Raw genomic sequence first — 15,286 nt, forward strand, 5'->3', positions numbered from 1 at the left:
CATCACCTCACGATTTGGTTGGGTCAAATTTCTTCGTGTTTAATCCGGCGGCGGTGCAGTACAAATTCTTCTCCGATTCGCCATACGCCACGTAGGGCAAGGGTTTAATCGGCTCTTTGTACTCGTCTACAATTTTGTACTGACCATCTGCCTGACACTGCCCGATGCGCGGCGTTAGCCAAGCGTTGCCGTTGTCCGGATCGATTTCTACGGGTCCACCTGGCGCTTCCAGCTTTTGCCCCAGTGAAGCCGCCCGCAGCTTTTCTGGGCTAAGATCCTGCGCTTTTTCGGCGGCTTGCTTAAAGACAAAGACTTGCCAATAGGAACACTCCATTGCGTGATGGGTGACGGCTTTATCGCCAAGCTTTTGTTTAACTTTGGCAACCCATTCTTTGTTTTTTGCGGTGTCGATCGACTGAAAATACGGAAACGACGAATAGTGCCCCGTTGCATACTCAGGACCGATCGCAGCCGTTTCCACTTCACTCGTTACGGTGGAACAAATCGGAATATCGGTTGGTTTTAGTCCCTGATTTTTGAATTCCCGATAGAACGCGACGGTGGAGTCGCCGACCACATTAGAAAAAATTGCGTCTGGTTTGAGTTCCTTAATTTTGCCGACTAGCGGACCCCATTCCGTATGTCCCAACGGCAGGTACTCGTCTGCGACGACGGTGCCGCCCTGCTGACCCAGCATGATTTTGGCGACCTTTGCCATTTCTCGCGGAAACACATAGTTGGATCCAACCAAGAAGAACTTCTTAGCGTTGAGGTTCTTCATAATCCAGGGAATAAAGTTGCTCACCTGCTGGTTGGGCACAGCTCCGGTATAAATGGCATGAGAGGGGCACTCGTTACCCTGGGCATAGGTCGGGTAATACAGCAGTCCCTTTTGCTGAGTAAAGATTGGCAGTACGGCTTTGACGCTGGCTCCGGTGTAGCAGCCAAATACGGTGGTTACTTTGTCGGCAAGCAGCAGCTTACGGGCTTTTTCTGCAAAGATGCGCGGATCGGAAGCCGGATCTTCAATCACGGGTTGCAGCTTGCGACCCAAAATGCCGCCAGCCGCGTTGATCTCGTCGATCGCCATCAGCGTGGCATCGCTCATTGATTTTTCAACGATTTCTAATCCGCCAGTTTGGGAAAACAAAATTCCCACCTTAATCGGTTTATCTGACGCTGAGCCTGAACCCGTTGCGGTCGATCGGGCACAGCTGGCAACAGTGGATACCGCCGCTGAAGCCGCCACTGTTTGAAGAAACATCCGTCGTTTCATGGCTGTTGTTTCTCTGGGTAAATGGGTGAATGGTTCAATTGCGATTCGCCGTTGGCTTAATACACTTCCATATATTCGTTTCGCTCCCACTCGGTAATGTGGCGATCGAAGCGGTCTAGCTCAAACCGTTTGACTTTGGTGAACAGTTGCACAAAGGGTTCGCCCAGCATCTGCATCATTTCGGCATCGGTAGCCAGGCTGTCGAGCGCTTCACTTAGGCTTTGCGGCAGCCAGGGAAACTCTGGGTTCTCTTCTCCGGGGCAGTCTCCGGCGGCGCGTAGAGCCAGCTGCTGCTTGACGCCGAGCAAGCCAGCCGCCAATACTCCAGCGGCGGTTAGATAGGGATTGCTTAAACCAGATGCCGCACGAATTTCAAGATGGGTGCGATCGTCGTGAGTCGCTTTTACCCGGACCATCGACGATCGATCTTCAATTCCCCAGCTCACCTTGGACGGTGCAAAGGTGTGGGGCTTGAGTCGGCGATAGCAATTTGGCGTCGGACCAATCATTGGCATCAGTCCTCGCGCGTGGGTCAAAATGCCTTCAATAAACGACTTAGCGGTTGCCGACAGTCCAAATTCGTCGCTCGGATCTAAGAACAAATTTGCGCCATCCGAATTCCATAAGCTGATATGAAAATGACAGCAGCTGCCGGATTTGTCGGGATACGGCTTCGTCATAAACGTGGCAAGATAGCCCAGTCGATGCGAAATTTCTTTGACGGCATTTTTGAACGTAAAGGCTTTATCTGCGGCGGTTACGCCAATTGCCGGGCCGTAATTAATTTCAAATTGCGACGGCGCGTGTTCGCAGTTGTAGGTGATGATGTCGATGTTTGACTGCTGCAACTGCCGCACGATCGTGTCAATGTCTGGATTAAATTGACTGCGGAGATGGTTAAAGATTTGGCAGCCGCCAAACAGCGGTTCATGAGTTTCGCCGTTGAGCAGATAGAACTCGAATTCGTGCCCCATCATGACCTCAAACCCCATGTTAGAAGCTTCCTGTAGCACGCCTTTCAGCACGTAGCGGGGAGCCACTTCCAACGGTTCACCGGAGTAATCGATCGGATCGCAAATCACCTTGGCTGTTTTTTCTAGCCAGGGAACGGGCGTTAGCGTGCTGAAGTCCGGAAAGATCAGGTGATCTTTGAATTTGCGCTCTTCGTGGTAGCCCGAACCCGGAACTACCAGAGACGATGTATCTAGCGCCAGCGTGCCGCCGTAGAAGTTCAGTCCTTGGCGGGCATAGCCTTCCACTTTGTCGATCGGAACCACTTTGAGCCGCGATACCCCGTGTAAATCGGGCAGTTCAAAGCGCAAATACTCAATTCCTCGCCCGCGAAGCTCGTCCATAAACTTCGACACAGCATCAGGCTCTGTGCTGGACGCTGATGCAGGCGCGGCGTTAAACGCACTATCGAGAGTTTTGCTGGATACAACCATTTCGGCACCACCGCTTATAGCAAATTGAACAGCCGTCAATCGACGATCGCTCAGCGTTAGTTCACATCGGCTTATACCAATTCTCTAAATTTCAGCGACAGATCAAATCACTAAAACGTAGACAGAATCGAGTTTCTGCAATTACGTAGCTTGCTTCTCGCGCAGTGAGTATTACGAACTACGAATTACAAATTGGTATTAAAGACGATCGTGTAAACGAGACGCTGAACGATGGCATTCATCCTATTGGTGAAGTGGCTCTAACAAAAGTGCCATTTTGAATACATTCAGTGGGGCCAATTTTTGCAATGGTTAAGACGTGGTAAATGCAAGGGCTCCTTCGTATGGCGAAATTTGCAGCAACATTGCCGCTCGCAGCAGTCAATTTAGACCACTCGTCTTCTGTTCCGCTCTATGTGCAACTTCACGATCAGATTCGTCAGGCGATTGTGTCAGGGCAGTTTGCGATCGGCATGCGACTTCCGTCCACTCGCGATTTAGCGACGCGGCTAGGCATTTCTCGCAACACGGTTACAGCCGCCTTCGACCAGCTTTTCTCTGAAGGCTACATCGAGGGCAAAGTGGGAGCCGGAACCTATGTGGCTCAGGTCGTGGAGGTACCGGAGCGCGATCGGACACCCTTCTCGCCTTTGTGCACTCCCTGCAATGTGTCGCAGCAGGCAAAAAAGCTGCTGGAAATGCGAGAAATTATTCTGCGTCATCATCCCGATCAACCGCGTGCGTTTCGGGTGGGCTTGCCTGCACTTGATGCCTTTCCCACCGAGGTGTGGTGTAAACTGCTGACGCAGCACTGGCGCTATCCCCAGCTTGATTTATTCCGCTACGGCGATCCCTGCGGCTATCGTCCGCTGCGGGAGCGGATTGCAGAGCATCTACGCATGACTAGAGCCATGTCGTGTACCGCAGAGCAAGTCATTATCGTGTCCGGCTCTCAGCAGGCGTTAGACATTGCAGCTAGAGTGCTGCTCGATCCTGGAGAGGATGCCTGGATTGAAGACCCAGGATATCTGGGAGCTAGAACGGTGCTGTCAGGAGCAGGAGCAAATTTGGTGCCTGTGCCAGTAGACGAGCACGGTTTAGACGTCGAATCCGGGATGGCTCGAAGCCCAAACGCCAAGTTAGTTTACGTGACTCCATCGCATCAGTTTCCGCTGGGAGCCACCCTGAGTTTGACGCGGCGATGGGCGCTGCTGCAATGGGCCGCTCAAGCCGGAGCCTGGATTTTGGAAGACGACTATGACAGTGAATACCGCTATGCAGGACAGCCTCTGACGGCGCTGCAAGGGCTAGACACCACCGGGCGCGTAATTTATATGGGTACGTTTAGTAAAGTGCTGTTTCCCTCGCTGCGGCTCGGCTATCTAGTTGTGCCACCGGAACTGGTGGAGGCGTTTGCCGCTGCCCGTGCCGTCATCGATCGCCACTCACCCTTACTGGAACAAGCGGTACTGGCGGACTTCATGGCAGAGGGACACTTCACCCGACACCTCTGCCGAATGAAATTGCTGTATGCAGAACGGCAAGCTGCCTTGGTGGCAGCCGCACAGTCCCTTACGGACGTAATCGACGTGCGCCCCAGCGAAACGGGGATGCATCTGGTTGGCTGGCTACCAGACGGACAGGACGATCGCCTCGTCTCGCAGCGCTTAGCTCAGCACGAGATTATGGCTCTGCCAGTGTCCTCGTATCGTCTGGAACCCTCAGCACAAGCAGGATTAGTGTTGGGATACGCCGCGTTTAGCCCAGACAGCATTCGTCAGGCAGTCCACGACTTAGAGCGGGTGCTGCGATCCATGCAGACTGGAGGCAAGGCAGTCTCAGAGCCAACAGCCGTGATGGAGAACGCGTTCTCCATCACGGCCTGCTAGTTAGAGGATTTGCGGTAGTGCTGGATGTACTCTGGTAGCGCGATCGTCTCTGGTAGCTGAGGATCGGGGATTGGAGCCAGCGGCGCAAGGTTTAGAGGCACCACACCTGCCCAAACAGGCAGCGCGTAATCGTCTGCATCGTCGATCGGAGGACCGGTGCGAATCTTTGCCGATGCCTCTTCGAGTGGCAGAGCAAGCACCAACGTTCCGGCAAGCTCTTGGGGCGACGGCTGACGCACCTCTTGCCACCGCCCCGGCATAATGTGTTCCGTAAACGATCGCAGCGCCTCCAGCTTATGAGCAGAATCTTCCACCAGCGTTGCCGTGCCGAAGACCACCACGGAGCGGTAGTTCATTGAGTGGTGAAATGCTGATCGAGCCAGCACCAAGCCATCGAGTAGCGTCACGGTTACACAGACTTCAATGCCGTCCTGAAGCGATCGCAGCATCCTACTTGCCGGAGAGCCATGAATGTAAAGGCAGTCTCCTGATCGACCATAGGCTGTAGGAATCACATATGGCTGTTGGTCAACGCTAAATCCAACGTGGCACACAACTCCTTCATCTAAAATCTCGTACACGTTGGAGCGATCGTACATTCCCCGCTTCGGCAACCGCTTTAGGGTTGTGCGTGCTGTTGGAGCTAGAGACTCTACAGGCTTCTCGGTTGACGGCATCTAGCAACCTCCATTTCTTGTAATAAGCAGATTGCCGCTAAGGTAGCGATTCTAGCTCGTGACCCGCAAGTACCATTTTTAAGCTCAACCACTGATCCATTTACAGGACGGCACCTGGTTGACTGACAAAACTTCGGACGACCTCTCCCCCAATCCCTCTCCGACACGGAAAGGGGCGTCAGACAAACTTCTAATTCCCTCTCCTCGTAGGAGAGGGTTAGGGAGAGGTCTCCAGCGATTTCAGCAACCGTTTTGCCAGTCAACAAGGGACGCCACAGAAATTCTCGCTGCACGTCACCTGTCTATGTTGTAAGACTGCGAACACACGAAGCCCTGCGAGGAAAATTTGACCTCGCCCAGATGCGTTGCTCTTATTTCTGTTAGGATGAATGCCTGCCAGCACATTCCGGTCTGTCGCTGGCGCATTGGAAGTCGCTCATACGAGCTATCCCACTGAATCACAAGTTTACTGCTCTTAGACTGGTCCCAGGAATTTGATTTGGGGTAGGGGCACCACTAGGAGCAATTGCATCCATGACATTTCGCAACCTCGGTCTTTCGACCGACCTGCTTCGCGCTGTTGCTGAGGAGGGCTACACTGAGGCAACCCCCATTCAGCAGCAGGCAATTCCCGCTATTTTGCAAGGGCAAGACATTTTTGCCAGTGCTCAAACTGGAACTGGTAAGACAGCTGGCTTTACGTTGCCCCTACTACATCGCCTCAGCACGGCTAACCCCAGCAAGCAGAACCGACGCACGCCTCGCGCCCTCATTCTCGCTCCGACTCGCGAACTGGCAGCTCAAGTCGGCGATAGTGTCAAAACCTATGGCAAATACCTCTCCCTCACCTCGGCAGTCGTCTATGGCGGTGTTGGCATTGGACCGCAAATTCAAGCCCTGCGACGCGGGGTTGATATTCTGATTGCTACACCCGGTCGGCTGCTAGATCACCTGGGGCAAAAAACCCTGGATCTCTCGCAGGTCGAGATATTGGTGCTGGATGAATGCGATCGCATGTTGGACATGGGCTTCATTCACGACATCCGCAAGATTCTGGCAGTGCTGCCCTCGTCCCGGCAAACGCTGATGTTTTCCGCTACTTTTTCTAAACCGATTCAGCAGCTTGCCAACACCCTGCTAAAATCTCCGACTCTGATTGAAGTTGCCCGCCGCAATACGGCTGCTGAGCAGGTAGAGCAGGTGGTTCATCTTGTGGATCGCGATCGCAAGCGCGAACTGCTTTCTTACATGATCGGATTCCACAACTGGAAGCAAGTGCTAGTCTTTACTCGCACAAAACACGGCGCGAACCGCCTAGCCGAGCAGCTTGCGAAAGATGGGCTAAAAACCACCGCAATTCACGGTAACAAAACCCAGGCAGCACGCACTCGTGCTCTGAGCGAGTTTAAGCAGGGAAAAGTGCGGGTTTTAGTTGCAACGGATGTGGCATCTCGCGGTCTAGACATCGATCAGCTTCCTCATGTTGTGAACTTTGAGCTGCCCAATGTGCCCGAAGACTACGTGCATCGCATTGGTCGCACAGGTCGTGCAGGTAACGGAGGATGCGCCGTTTCTCTGGTCAGTGGAGAGGAGTATTCGCTTCTAGAGAACATCGAACGATTGCTCAATCAGACCCTTGCTAGAGACGTGACTCCAGGCTATGAGCCTACCGCTACCAGCGAAACGGAGCCGGATCAACCGAATCGTAAGCGATCGGGTCAAGGTCGCAGCAACCGAACGAAGCCGCAGCCTACGTCCAACCGCAGTAAAAAACCGACAGCATCAGGGACGCGCGATCGAAAGCCGCTCCGTGCCTAAACTGCCTGTTGTTGCCTAGCAGAGATTGGCAAGTATTTAGATGGACCTACTTTGAAGATTCAGGGCTACTGAATCTTCAAAGTAGGTCCGTTTTGCTAAGCTCGAACATTCGGTGCATCAACCTGTCCTGTCTCTTTTCCGCGCCGGAGAGGGGTTGGGGAAGAGGTCTTCCGAAGTTTTATCAGTCAACGAGCAGCCTGTCTGCAACTTCCCGTCTTTGTAATGCGCTGTCTAAGTTTCTAACTGCAAAATTTACTTGCAGCTTCATCTCCTTGTACACTGTCCAGTCTGGTTTCGCCAGCAGCTACTCTGGCACTAAACCTGCTTCTAGGCCGAGAGAAGGGTTATAAGCTTGATTAGTTTTAGTCGCAACAGTTTGTAAATGCTGAACTCGCGCTTGAAATGTCTGATTGAAAGTATGAGTTCGAGCAAACTTGAGTGATGCATACGACATTGATTTTATGCTGTTGCGACAGCGGTCTAATTCAAAAATCTTGGCGGCTAAAAGCTTTGGTTGATCTATCTCAACGAGCCAGCCAGCGTTGGAATACTCTACCATTCCTTCAAATGCCTCGTTCGCGTACCCTACGATCGGCACTCCACAGGACATCGTTTCAATATAGGTACAAGAGGGATCACCTTGACGATGGCAACAAACAAATAGATCAATGTTGGATTTTACGAAAGGTAAAAACTCTGTTCTGAAGTTGGGGACGCCCATCATCGTGACACGATCGCTCAAGCCATTCTCCTGAATGCGCTGCTCCATTGCATTCTCTAGTGCACCAGAACCGCTAATAAATAATTTGAAGTTTACGCCTAATCGTTCTAGTTCCTGAGCAACCTCAAGCAGATGATCGGCTCCCTTCATTAAAGTCAACCGTCCTGAGAACAACAAACGCAAAGGAGTATTTTGTGACCAGCATTGGGTTCGCTGGTCAATATCATCCTCAGTAGCCAGTAGATCTTCAGTAATTCGAGTATCGAAAAACAGTAGACAGTTTTGATTGAGCGATCGATACTCTTCGTAAATTGGAACCCCATTGCAGTGAACTCCATTAGCCAGAGCAATTGCTTTTTGCTGCGATCGTTCTTGATTCTCTTCCCACAGTCGTCTTCGCAGCCGTAAAAGAATGTTGCTGGTTGTGACATCGACGATTTGTCGTCGAGTTCTCAACGTGTACTCAGCAGTGTAAACACAGGGAGCTAAAGCCGTTTGACAAAGTTGGCTAATGTGATTTTGTCGATAGCTAGCAGATGCTAAAACTGTAGATTTCTCAAGATAATTAATTAGATTCTTATCGTCGTAAGAAACAACACTTAATTCAAATGGTAAATCTGTAATTTGAATCGTTTGTTTATCAACGTCCTCAATATAACCTGTTGTTTCTTCTAGCAAGACCTGCACAGATCCAGACCAAAGCTTCTTATAAAGAAGGATAGCTTCTACAAACTTTCGAGTAATAATGATTTGATTGTTTGGAAGCGTTTTAATTCTAAGTGTAGGAAGTATTGTGAGACGATTAGACATTGCGATCGTTCCTAACCCTGACTTTATCAATTGGAAAGCTTCAACAATTCACGCCAGTTTAGGCAAAAATAGCAAAAACTACACTCAAACTAATAAAGCTTCAGTGCAGTAACCTGATAGTTGAACATAGCTTAGACGCTCAGCCAATGATTGTAACTCGGTGAATTTACAGGGTTGCCCAAATTTCAACAGCACGTGCGCGTGCTTCACGATCTAACGGACTAAGGTCATGAAACAGAGCACCCTATCGATTCATTGAGTACTCCTACATCGCCCCAGAATTCCGATCGAAGATCACCCAAATTGTTTTTAGGATGAGCTTGACGTCATACATTAGGGTCCAGTTTTCCTGATACCGCAGATCTAAACGCACAACATCTTCAAAGCTCTTGACCGCCGATCGTCCATTTACCTGCCATTCGCCAGTCATACCCGGTTTAATATCTAGTCGCTGCCATTGAGGAATTTCGTAGCGTTCGACCTCATCGGGTGTAGGCGGACGGGTGCCAACCAGACTCATCTCGCCTTTAAGCACGTTCCAAAACTGCGGTAGCTCATCAAGGCTGGTTTTGCGGAGAAAGCGCCCCACACGAGTAATACGCGGGTCGTTCGAGCTTTTGAACAGTGCTCCACTCGCTTCATTCTTGACTAAATGTTTTTTCTGCTCCGCATCCGTCACCATTGAGCGAAATTTCCACATGCGGAAGCGGCGACCCATCCAAGAACAGCGGACTTGACCAAAGAAAATTGGACCTGGGCTGTCAAGTTTGATAGCGAGGACAATCGGCACAAACAGCACGCCAGTAATTGTCAATCCGATCAGCGCACCGAGAACATCTATGCATCGCTTCGCCTTGGACTGAACAGACGGATGGGTGACGAACGACGGCTCGAACGATAGAGCAACCTTTGCTGGCGCGGGTGAATGGGTAGCCAAATTTGGTGCAGCTGGAGACTCAAGTAGAGGCTCTGGTTTCTCAATTACAAACAGCTTGTCGAGGTCCGCAAGTGCCAGAATGCTTTCAACCTGGTACGAAACGTTGCGCAGAATCAACTGAATACCCTGCTTCTTTGCGACTTTCCAGCAGCCAACTAGGGCACCAATCCCGCTACTGTCCATGAAGGTTGTTTGGCGGAAATCAAAAACGGCTGTTGTCAGTTCAGGATTGCTCTGACAGGCTTGCTGAAAGTCGTGCTTGAAGTTGACCGCTTGAACCACAGTGAAAGCAGCGGGCATCGGAATCAGGCACATGTGGTTCAGGATAGTCGCTTGACCGACGTTCTCTTGAGATTCAGCCACGGTATCAAGTTTGGTTAAGTACACGGCAATGACTTCGGAACTCCAGACCACCCTGGTATATCAACTAAGCTACTGAGAGCGTCTTAGTTAAATTACTGAACATGATTTTCTGGAGTTTGTCAGGAAGTCACCTATAGAGTTCACATAACTGTTGCAGAGGCTAACAGCAGTTTGTAGAAATGATGAATTCGGGCAACTGGGACTTGGAAGCTGGTCGATCGAGAGTAGGGCGCAGCGCTTACTTCGGAGGCTGAAGGGTTGTTTTCCAGTCTCGAGCAACGCGATCGATGCCGTAAAAGCGCTGCCAGAAGCGATCTACGAGTTTTCTCGGTAATATTTTCGTCATCATGAACACCAAGATTTCTCCACCCGTAGCGGCAATGTAGCGCGGGTGGGGCCGTCGGGCAGTCAACGATCGCACGATCACCCCGGCTACCCGCTCAGAAGTCCAAGCGTTAGCGCGGGTTTGCTGCTCCAGGTTTTCGAGTTTTTGGAAAGCGGCGCGGTAGGGAGTCGCTTCGGGGTTGGCAACCGTTTGCTCGACTTCCTTTGCTACAACGCCAAAAAAGTCAGTGCTGACGGGACCGGGTTCGATCACGCTAACTTGAATATTGAATGGTTCTAGTTCCATTCGCAGCGTGTCACTCAGCGATTCCAACGCAAATTTAGAGGCGCTGTACAGTCCGCCGAAGGGAAAGGCAAGGCGTCCAGCAAGCGAACTGACATTTACAATTCGTCCGCCTCCTTGATTGCGCATTGCGGGAATCAGCGCTTGGGTCAGACAGATCGCGCCCAGCACATTGACCTGAAACTGGCGATGACACGCATCCAGCGGCAGTAGTTCTACAGGTCCCATCTGACCGTAGCCAGCATTGTTGACTAAGCTGTCCACTCGTCCAAACTGCGCCAGTGCTTTTTCTGCCAGCGCTTTTACCTGATCGGGCTGCGTCATGTCTGTAGGAACAGCCAGCACCTCCGCTCCAGCTTGGCGGCAGTGGGTCGCTACTGCCTCTAGCTTTTCCACGCTTCGGGCTGCCAGAATTAGCCGAATTCCTGAGAAGTGCTCTGCGAGGACGCGCGCGAGCGCTGCACCAATTCCAGTCGATGCACCTGTAATTAGGACAACCTGTTCGGCAAGAGAGAGAGGGTAAGGCATGGTTGGGCAAAAGGTAAATGTAGCGTTTCTCAGTGGAGTGCAGTACGGTTGGGGTCAGTTAGAAGTAGCCTGAGGGTGTACGTCCTTGACAAATGCGGCTATCTGCAATTTTACCTGGGCAGGTCGATCGTCTGAAACTGAACCTTTTGTGCACGGCTCCAGTCTTACTGATCACAATCGATTGAGTGGGCTTCTCGGTGTTAGTGGTGCCAATTGCGTTTCGCGATCGTCCCGCAGATGAAACGGATCACGATCTGGTACAGCGGTGCCTCCAAGGCGATCCGCAGAGCTTTCGTCATCTTTACCGGCGGCATCAGCAGCGGGTAAGAGCGATTCTCTATCAGCGTTGTGATGCGGCGATGTTGGATGATCTCGTCCAGGAGGTGTTTTTACGCGCCTGGAAAGGACTACCCAAATTTCGCCAAACTGCTCAGTTTTCGACGTGGCTCTACCGGATTGCTTGGAATGTGGCGTCGGACCAGCGGCAGGCGAGTGCCCAAGGGCGGACTCGAATGCAGGTGATCACCCGTCACGCTCCCGTGCAGCAAGACGCGCCCGATGTGCTGAAGCTGCACTATCAGGATCTTGTTCAGCGCGGGTTAGCACATCTGAGCGATGATCACCGCACGATTTTGGTGCTACATGATCTTGAAGAGATCCCACAAAAAGAGGTGGCTGAGGTGCTGGGGATTCCTGTAGGCACGGTTAAGTCTCGCCTATTTCATGCCCGCGCCGCACTGCGCCAGTTTTTACAGACCGAAGGAGTTCAGTTATGAACCAGCCCGATGACGACCAGCTTGTGGAGTTTCTGCGACGGTATCGCTCTGAGCCACCGTCCGCTTCGCCGGACTTAGAGGACCGGATTCTGAGCGCGATCGCTCCCGCTCCGATTCCGATTCGCCGTCGTGAGCGGGCGTGGTTTCCGGCTGCGATCGCCGCAACCTTAGTCGCTGGACTGCTTGGCTACCATCTGTGGTCGCCCACCACTCCCACGTCTGCCGAACTTGCTAGCCTAGAAGGCTTTATGCAGGGGACTTGGCAGGACACCGTCAACGAAAGCTCTGACATCGATTGGACTCTGATTACCGATTCCAACACTCGCTAACCGCTTCCCCACTCCTACCATGCCTCGCCGTCGCATTGCTATTATTGTCGCTGTCTTTGTCGCCCTCGGTGGAGCTGTAGCGGCTGCAAAATCCTTTTATTCTTCACCGATCGCCCAAATGCTGCCCTCTGAGTCGGTGCAAGCGCCATCGCAGTCCGTGGCGCGAACCGAGCCTGCGCCTTCACCGGATAAGTTCGATCGTGGAGGCGACTTACTGAAAAACCTAAATCTGACTGCGGATCAGTTGCAGAAAGTCCGGGTGATTCGCAGCCAGTACCGTGACCCGCTTGCTCAGCAGCGGCAAGCGATGAAGCAAACCCAACAAGAGCTACGAAGCTTGATGGCAGGAGAGGCATCAACGGAGCAGGTCCGGCAAAAATATAACCAGTTAAAGGTGGCGCGGCAACAGCTGGCTGACACTCAGTTCGACAGCATGCTGGCAGTGCGAGAAGTTCTGACGCTGGAGCAGCGACGCAAATTTGCCGATTCGATGCAGAAGCGCAGGCAGTTCAAGGATCGCCAATCCGATCGTGTCAGCGATCGCTCAGGGTCAACTGACTTTTGACGCTTTGACGCGCAGTCCGTTGCGATCGTTTGAGATCGTAGTCATGGCTCAAGTGCAGGTCGGCGATCGCCTGAATACTCTGCATCGCGCTACCACCACTTGCGGGGATCAAGAAGCCATCGCTGCCTAGGCGACGACTGCGACAAGGGTCTGCCTCTCAGCGCTGTCCAGGTAGTCGAATCCACGATGCCGCTACAGCGCAATCGGTGCTTCTCCTGAAATGTCGTTACCGCTTGCTTGGTTTCCTTAGCAAAGATGCCATCTCTTGGAACGGGGTAGCCATGAATTTGCAGTAGGCCTTGCAGTTCAAAGACATCGAACCCTGAGTGTCCCTGCCGCAGCGTGCGAGTGCCTGCTTTTACTGAAGCCTTAAGCGCTGCCCACGTTTTGGGACCCACAACCCCATCGATTCTGCATCCGTGCTCTCGCTGGTAAGACATCACAGCAGTCTCGGTGATCCAGCCGTAGCTGCCATCCACTCGTAAATCAAAGCCGTGAGCCTGGAGGAGTTCTTGCACTTCAGCAACAGCGGCTCCAGTGTCCCACGGACGCACAACTGGACCTATTAGAGCAGCTTCACTGAGTCGTGGATGTTCGCTCATTGCTTTCCATGACGTGGATTCATTTGCGATCGCTCACGCTTCAGCATCCTTAACGTATCGCGCACCTCTTAGGCTGACAAGTCGTCAAAGATACCGTTAGCGCTGCGATTGTTCCTGCTGAAGCAGTTGGTCCTTCGAGTCTCCCCAGTAGGCGCTGTACGTGAACACGTCGCGGGTTCCCTTGACTTCTGTAACCCAGCGGTAGATAGCAGATTTGGGGTTAACTCCAAGCTCCAGCAGCTTTGCGCCCATATAGTATTCCATCTGGCGCTTGGTCATGTCCTTCATGACGGCGGGTTTGTTACTTTCGACGGTGCGTGTCAGGTGTGCTTGCGTGTGCTTTGCCATTCGCGTCTAGATTGATTTTTTATTAGTGTAATTCTGTCAGTGATTTAGCCGTTAGTCGTCTGCTATTGAGTCCGGGGCAAAGGTCACTGTACGGATGTGAGCGCGGATGTCAGCTAGCCCTGGAAGAAGCACGTTTGGCTAAAACGTGGGGAAGCGATTGCTGCATCTGATGACTCCGTTCAGCAAGCGCGATTAACCGTTTGAGCAAACTGAATGAATTTGAGGGAGAATCAGAGATCAGCGATCGTCGAAGGGAAGGCTCCGAAAATGAAGGAATTGATTAGAGGGCTGGGAAAATTCAGAAGTACCTATGTCTCAAGCCACCGAGATTTGATGGAGCACCTCTCCCAAGGGCAAAAGCCAAAGGTTTTGTTCATCACCTGCTCTGATTCCCGACTGGCTCCAAACTTGATTACGCAATCAGATCTCGGAGAACTGTTTGTCATTCGCAACGCAGGCAACATTATTCCACCCTATGGGGCGGCTAACGGCGGTGAGGGAGCCGCTGTTGAATACGCGATCCACGCACTGGGAATTGAGCAGATTATCGTCTGCGGTCACTCTCACTGCGGCGCAATGAAAGGGTTACTGAAGCTGAGTACGCTGGAAGAAGAAATGCCGCAGGTGTACAACTGGCTGAAGCACGCTGAAGCTACCCGCCGACTGGTAAACGAGAACTACAGGGACACCTTCAGCAACGAAGAACTCTTGGAAATTACGATTGCTGAAAACGTCCTCACCCAAATCGAAAACCTCAGAACCTATCCAGTCGTGCATTCTCGGCTGTACCAGGGCAAGCTTCAGATTTACGGTTGGGTGTATCACATCGAAACGGGTGAAGTGTTGGCATACGATCCCATGACGCATTCTTATGTGCCACCACAGACCCAGCTTGCGCTTCATGACTTAAACGGCAAATCTCTACCTAAGCAGTTCATTACGACAAACGCTCCTCCGGTTGCCTGCGAACTTCCGCCACCTCTGGATTCTGAACAGCTCGCCCCTGTTCAATTGACCCATTCTGCAACGGTAAGCACGGAATCCACAAACAACGGAGCTTCACACAGCTTAGGGGCCACCTGGCTGTCTCCAGAGCAGGCAGAGCGAATTTATCGTGGGTCGGCAGCGAGAAACCCATAGGCACGATCGTTCCCTGCCCAAACGCTAGTGCAGCGGAATTCAAGCCTTAGAGCTGCCGAGTTACTATATTTATTCAGTCTGCTACACCCTTCTCAAAGGTGAGGGCTGTATAATTGGCACATTCTTTGCGAAATTTAACGCCAGCCGAATTGGTTTGGTTGCCCCACTACGATGCTGCCAAAGAAGGATTCCTCTGTTGTTCGTCTGGCATTACTGGTTGCCTTAACTGCTGCCCTTCCGCCAGTGTCGGCGTCTATCTCAGACGCGACAACAACGTCTAACCTAATTGCCTCTGACAGTGGTGCTAGCTCACCTCGGAGCCGGGTCACGTCGGCGAGTGAATCGTCTCCAGCAGGCGCTTTTGTGCGACCCTCCGATGGACGATCAACCCCCGCCAGCAGCTCAGCAGGCAAGACCGCTATGCCTCCATCACC

15 protein-coding genes are annotated in these 15,286 nt (G+C 52.1%); 6 read left to right on the forward strand and 9 right to left on the reverse strand.

The genetic code is table 11. The features are described 5' to 3' along the window. Positions 1–7: 7 nt before the first annotated feature. The gene (locus tag H6F43_RS06730) at positions 8–1,276 is read right to left on the reverse strand and encodes a transporter substrate-binding domain-containing protein (RefSeq protein WP_190341905.1); all 1,269 of its coding nucleotides are present in this window, start codon (positions 1,274–1,276) and stop codon (positions 8–10) included. A gap of 56 nt (positions 1,277–1,332) precedes the next feature. Beyond that, positions 1,333–2,721, reverse strand: coding sequence for a glutamine synthetase family protein (locus H6F43_RS06735; RefSeq protein ID WP_199290183.1), 1,389 nt, complete (start codon positions 2,719–2,721; stop codon positions 1,333–1,335). 344 nt (positions 2,722–3,065) lie between these two features. Between H6F43_RS06735 and H6F43_RS06740 the strand changes: the two genes are divergently transcribed. Beyond that, positions 3,066–4,610 (forward strand): PLP-dependent aminotransferase family protein, encoded by a 1,545-nt coding sequence (locus H6F43_RS06740; protein ID WP_190341907.1) that lies wholly within the window; start codon positions 3,066–3,068, stop codon positions 4,608–4,610. Here H6F43_RS06740 and H6F43_RS06745 read toward each other — a convergent pair. Continuing rightward, positions 4,607–5,287 (reverse strand): pyridoxamine 5'-phosphate oxidase family protein, encoded by a 681-nt coding sequence (locus H6F43_RS06745; RefSeq protein ID WP_190341909.1) that lies wholly within the window; start codon positions 5,285–5,287, stop codon positions 4,607–4,609. The genes H6F43_RS06740 and H6F43_RS06745 overlap by 4 nt on opposite strands. Before the next feature lie 534 nt (positions 5,288–5,821). Between H6F43_RS06745 and H6F43_RS06750 the strand changes: the two genes are divergently transcribed. Next, positions 5,822–7,105 carry a DEAD/DEAH box helicase gene (locus H6F43_RS06750; RefSeq protein ID WP_190341911.1) on the forward strand — a complete coding sequence of 428 codons (1,284 nt, stop codon included), beginning with the start codon at positions 5,822–5,824 and terminating at the stop codon, positions 7,103–7,105. Between the two features lie 304 nt (positions 7,106–7,409). On the opposite strand, the gene H6F43_RS06755 is transcribed toward H6F43_RS06750, so the two are convergent. From H6F43_RS06755 to H6F43_RS06765, 3 genes are all read right to left on the reverse strand, one after another. Further along, positions 7,410–8,636 carry a glycosyltransferase gene (locus tag H6F43_RS06755; protein ID WP_190341913.1) on the reverse strand — a complete coding sequence of 409 codons (1,227 nt, stop codon included), beginning with the start codon at positions 8,634–8,636 and terminating at the stop codon, positions 7,410–7,412. Positions 8,637–8,901: 265 nt separating this feature from the next. After that, complete coding sequence (locus H6F43_RS06760) at positions 8,902–9,888, reverse strand: sugar transferase (protein ID WP_190341933.1); 987 nt, start codon at positions 9,886–9,888, stop codon at positions 8,902–8,904. Between the two features lie 286 nt (positions 9,889–10,174). Continuing rightward, complete coding sequence (locus H6F43_RS06765) at positions 10,175–11,092, reverse strand: SDR family oxidoreductase (RefSeq protein ID WP_190341915.1); 918 nt, start codon at positions 11,090–11,092, stop codon at positions 10,175–10,177. Between the two features lie 206 nt (positions 11,093–11,298). Between H6F43_RS06765 and H6F43_RS06770 the strand changes: the two genes are divergently transcribed. From H6F43_RS06770 to H6F43_RS06780, 3 genes are read left to right on the forward strand one after another with little or no spacing between them, the layout of a single operon-like run. Further along, positions 11,299–11,868, forward strand: a complete 570-nt coding sequence (locus H6F43_RS06770; protein WP_347272379.1) for a sigma-70 family RNA polymerase sigma factor — start codon at positions 11,299–11,301, stop codon at positions 11,866–11,868. Then, positions 11,865–12,197, forward strand: a complete 333-nt coding sequence (locus H6F43_RS06775) for a hypothetical protein (RefSeq protein ID WP_190341917.1) — start codon at positions 11,865–11,867, stop codon at positions 12,195–12,197. The genes H6F43_RS06770 and H6F43_RS06775 overlap by 4 nt, the downstream gene beginning before the upstream one ends. Before the next feature lie 19 nt (positions 12,198–12,216). Continuing rightward, the gene (locus H6F43_RS06780) at positions 12,217–12,762 is read left to right on the forward strand and encodes a Spy/CpxP family protein refolding chaperone (RefSeq protein ID WP_190341919.1); all 546 of its coding nucleotides are present in this window, start codon (positions 12,217–12,219) and stop codon (positions 12,760–12,762) included. Between the two features lie 89 nt (positions 12,763–12,851). On the opposite strand, the gene H6F43_RS06785 is transcribed toward H6F43_RS06780, so the two are convergent. Both H6F43_RS06785 and H6F43_RS06790 read right to left on the reverse strand, forming a co-directional pair. Further along, positions 12,852–13,364, reverse strand: a complete 513-nt coding sequence (locus tag H6F43_RS06785) for a peptidoglycan-binding protein (RefSeq protein ID WP_190341921.1) — start codon at positions 13,362–13,364, stop codon at positions 12,852–12,854. Positions 13,365–13,460: 96 nt separating this feature from the next. After that, entirely contained in the window at positions 13,461–13,712 is a 252-nt protein-coding gene (locus H6F43_RS06790) for a hypothetical protein (protein ID WP_190341923.1), read from the reverse strand. Positions 13,713–13,979: 267 nt separating this feature from the next. Between H6F43_RS06790 and H6F43_RS06795 the strand changes: the two genes are divergently transcribed. Further along, positions 13,980–14,852 carry a carbonic anhydrase gene (locus tag H6F43_RS06795; RefSeq protein WP_190341925.1) on the forward strand — a complete coding sequence of 291 codons (873 nt, stop codon included), beginning with the start codon at positions 13,980–13,982 and terminating at the stop codon, positions 14,850–14,852. 134 nt (positions 14,853–14,986) lie between these two features. Here the strand turns inward: H6F43_RS06795 and H6F43_RS06800 are convergent. After that, positions 14,987–15,286 (reverse strand): hypothetical protein (locus tag H6F43_RS06800; RefSeq protein WP_206754544.1); only part of this gene is annotated, 300 nt, incomplete at its 5' end.

Origin of the sequence: Leptolyngbya sp. FACHB-36 (assembly GCF_014695955.1) — a bacterium.
Taxonomy (GTDB): Bacteria; Cyanobacteriota; Cyanobacteriia; order Leptolyngbyales; family Leptolyngbyaceae; genus FACHB-36.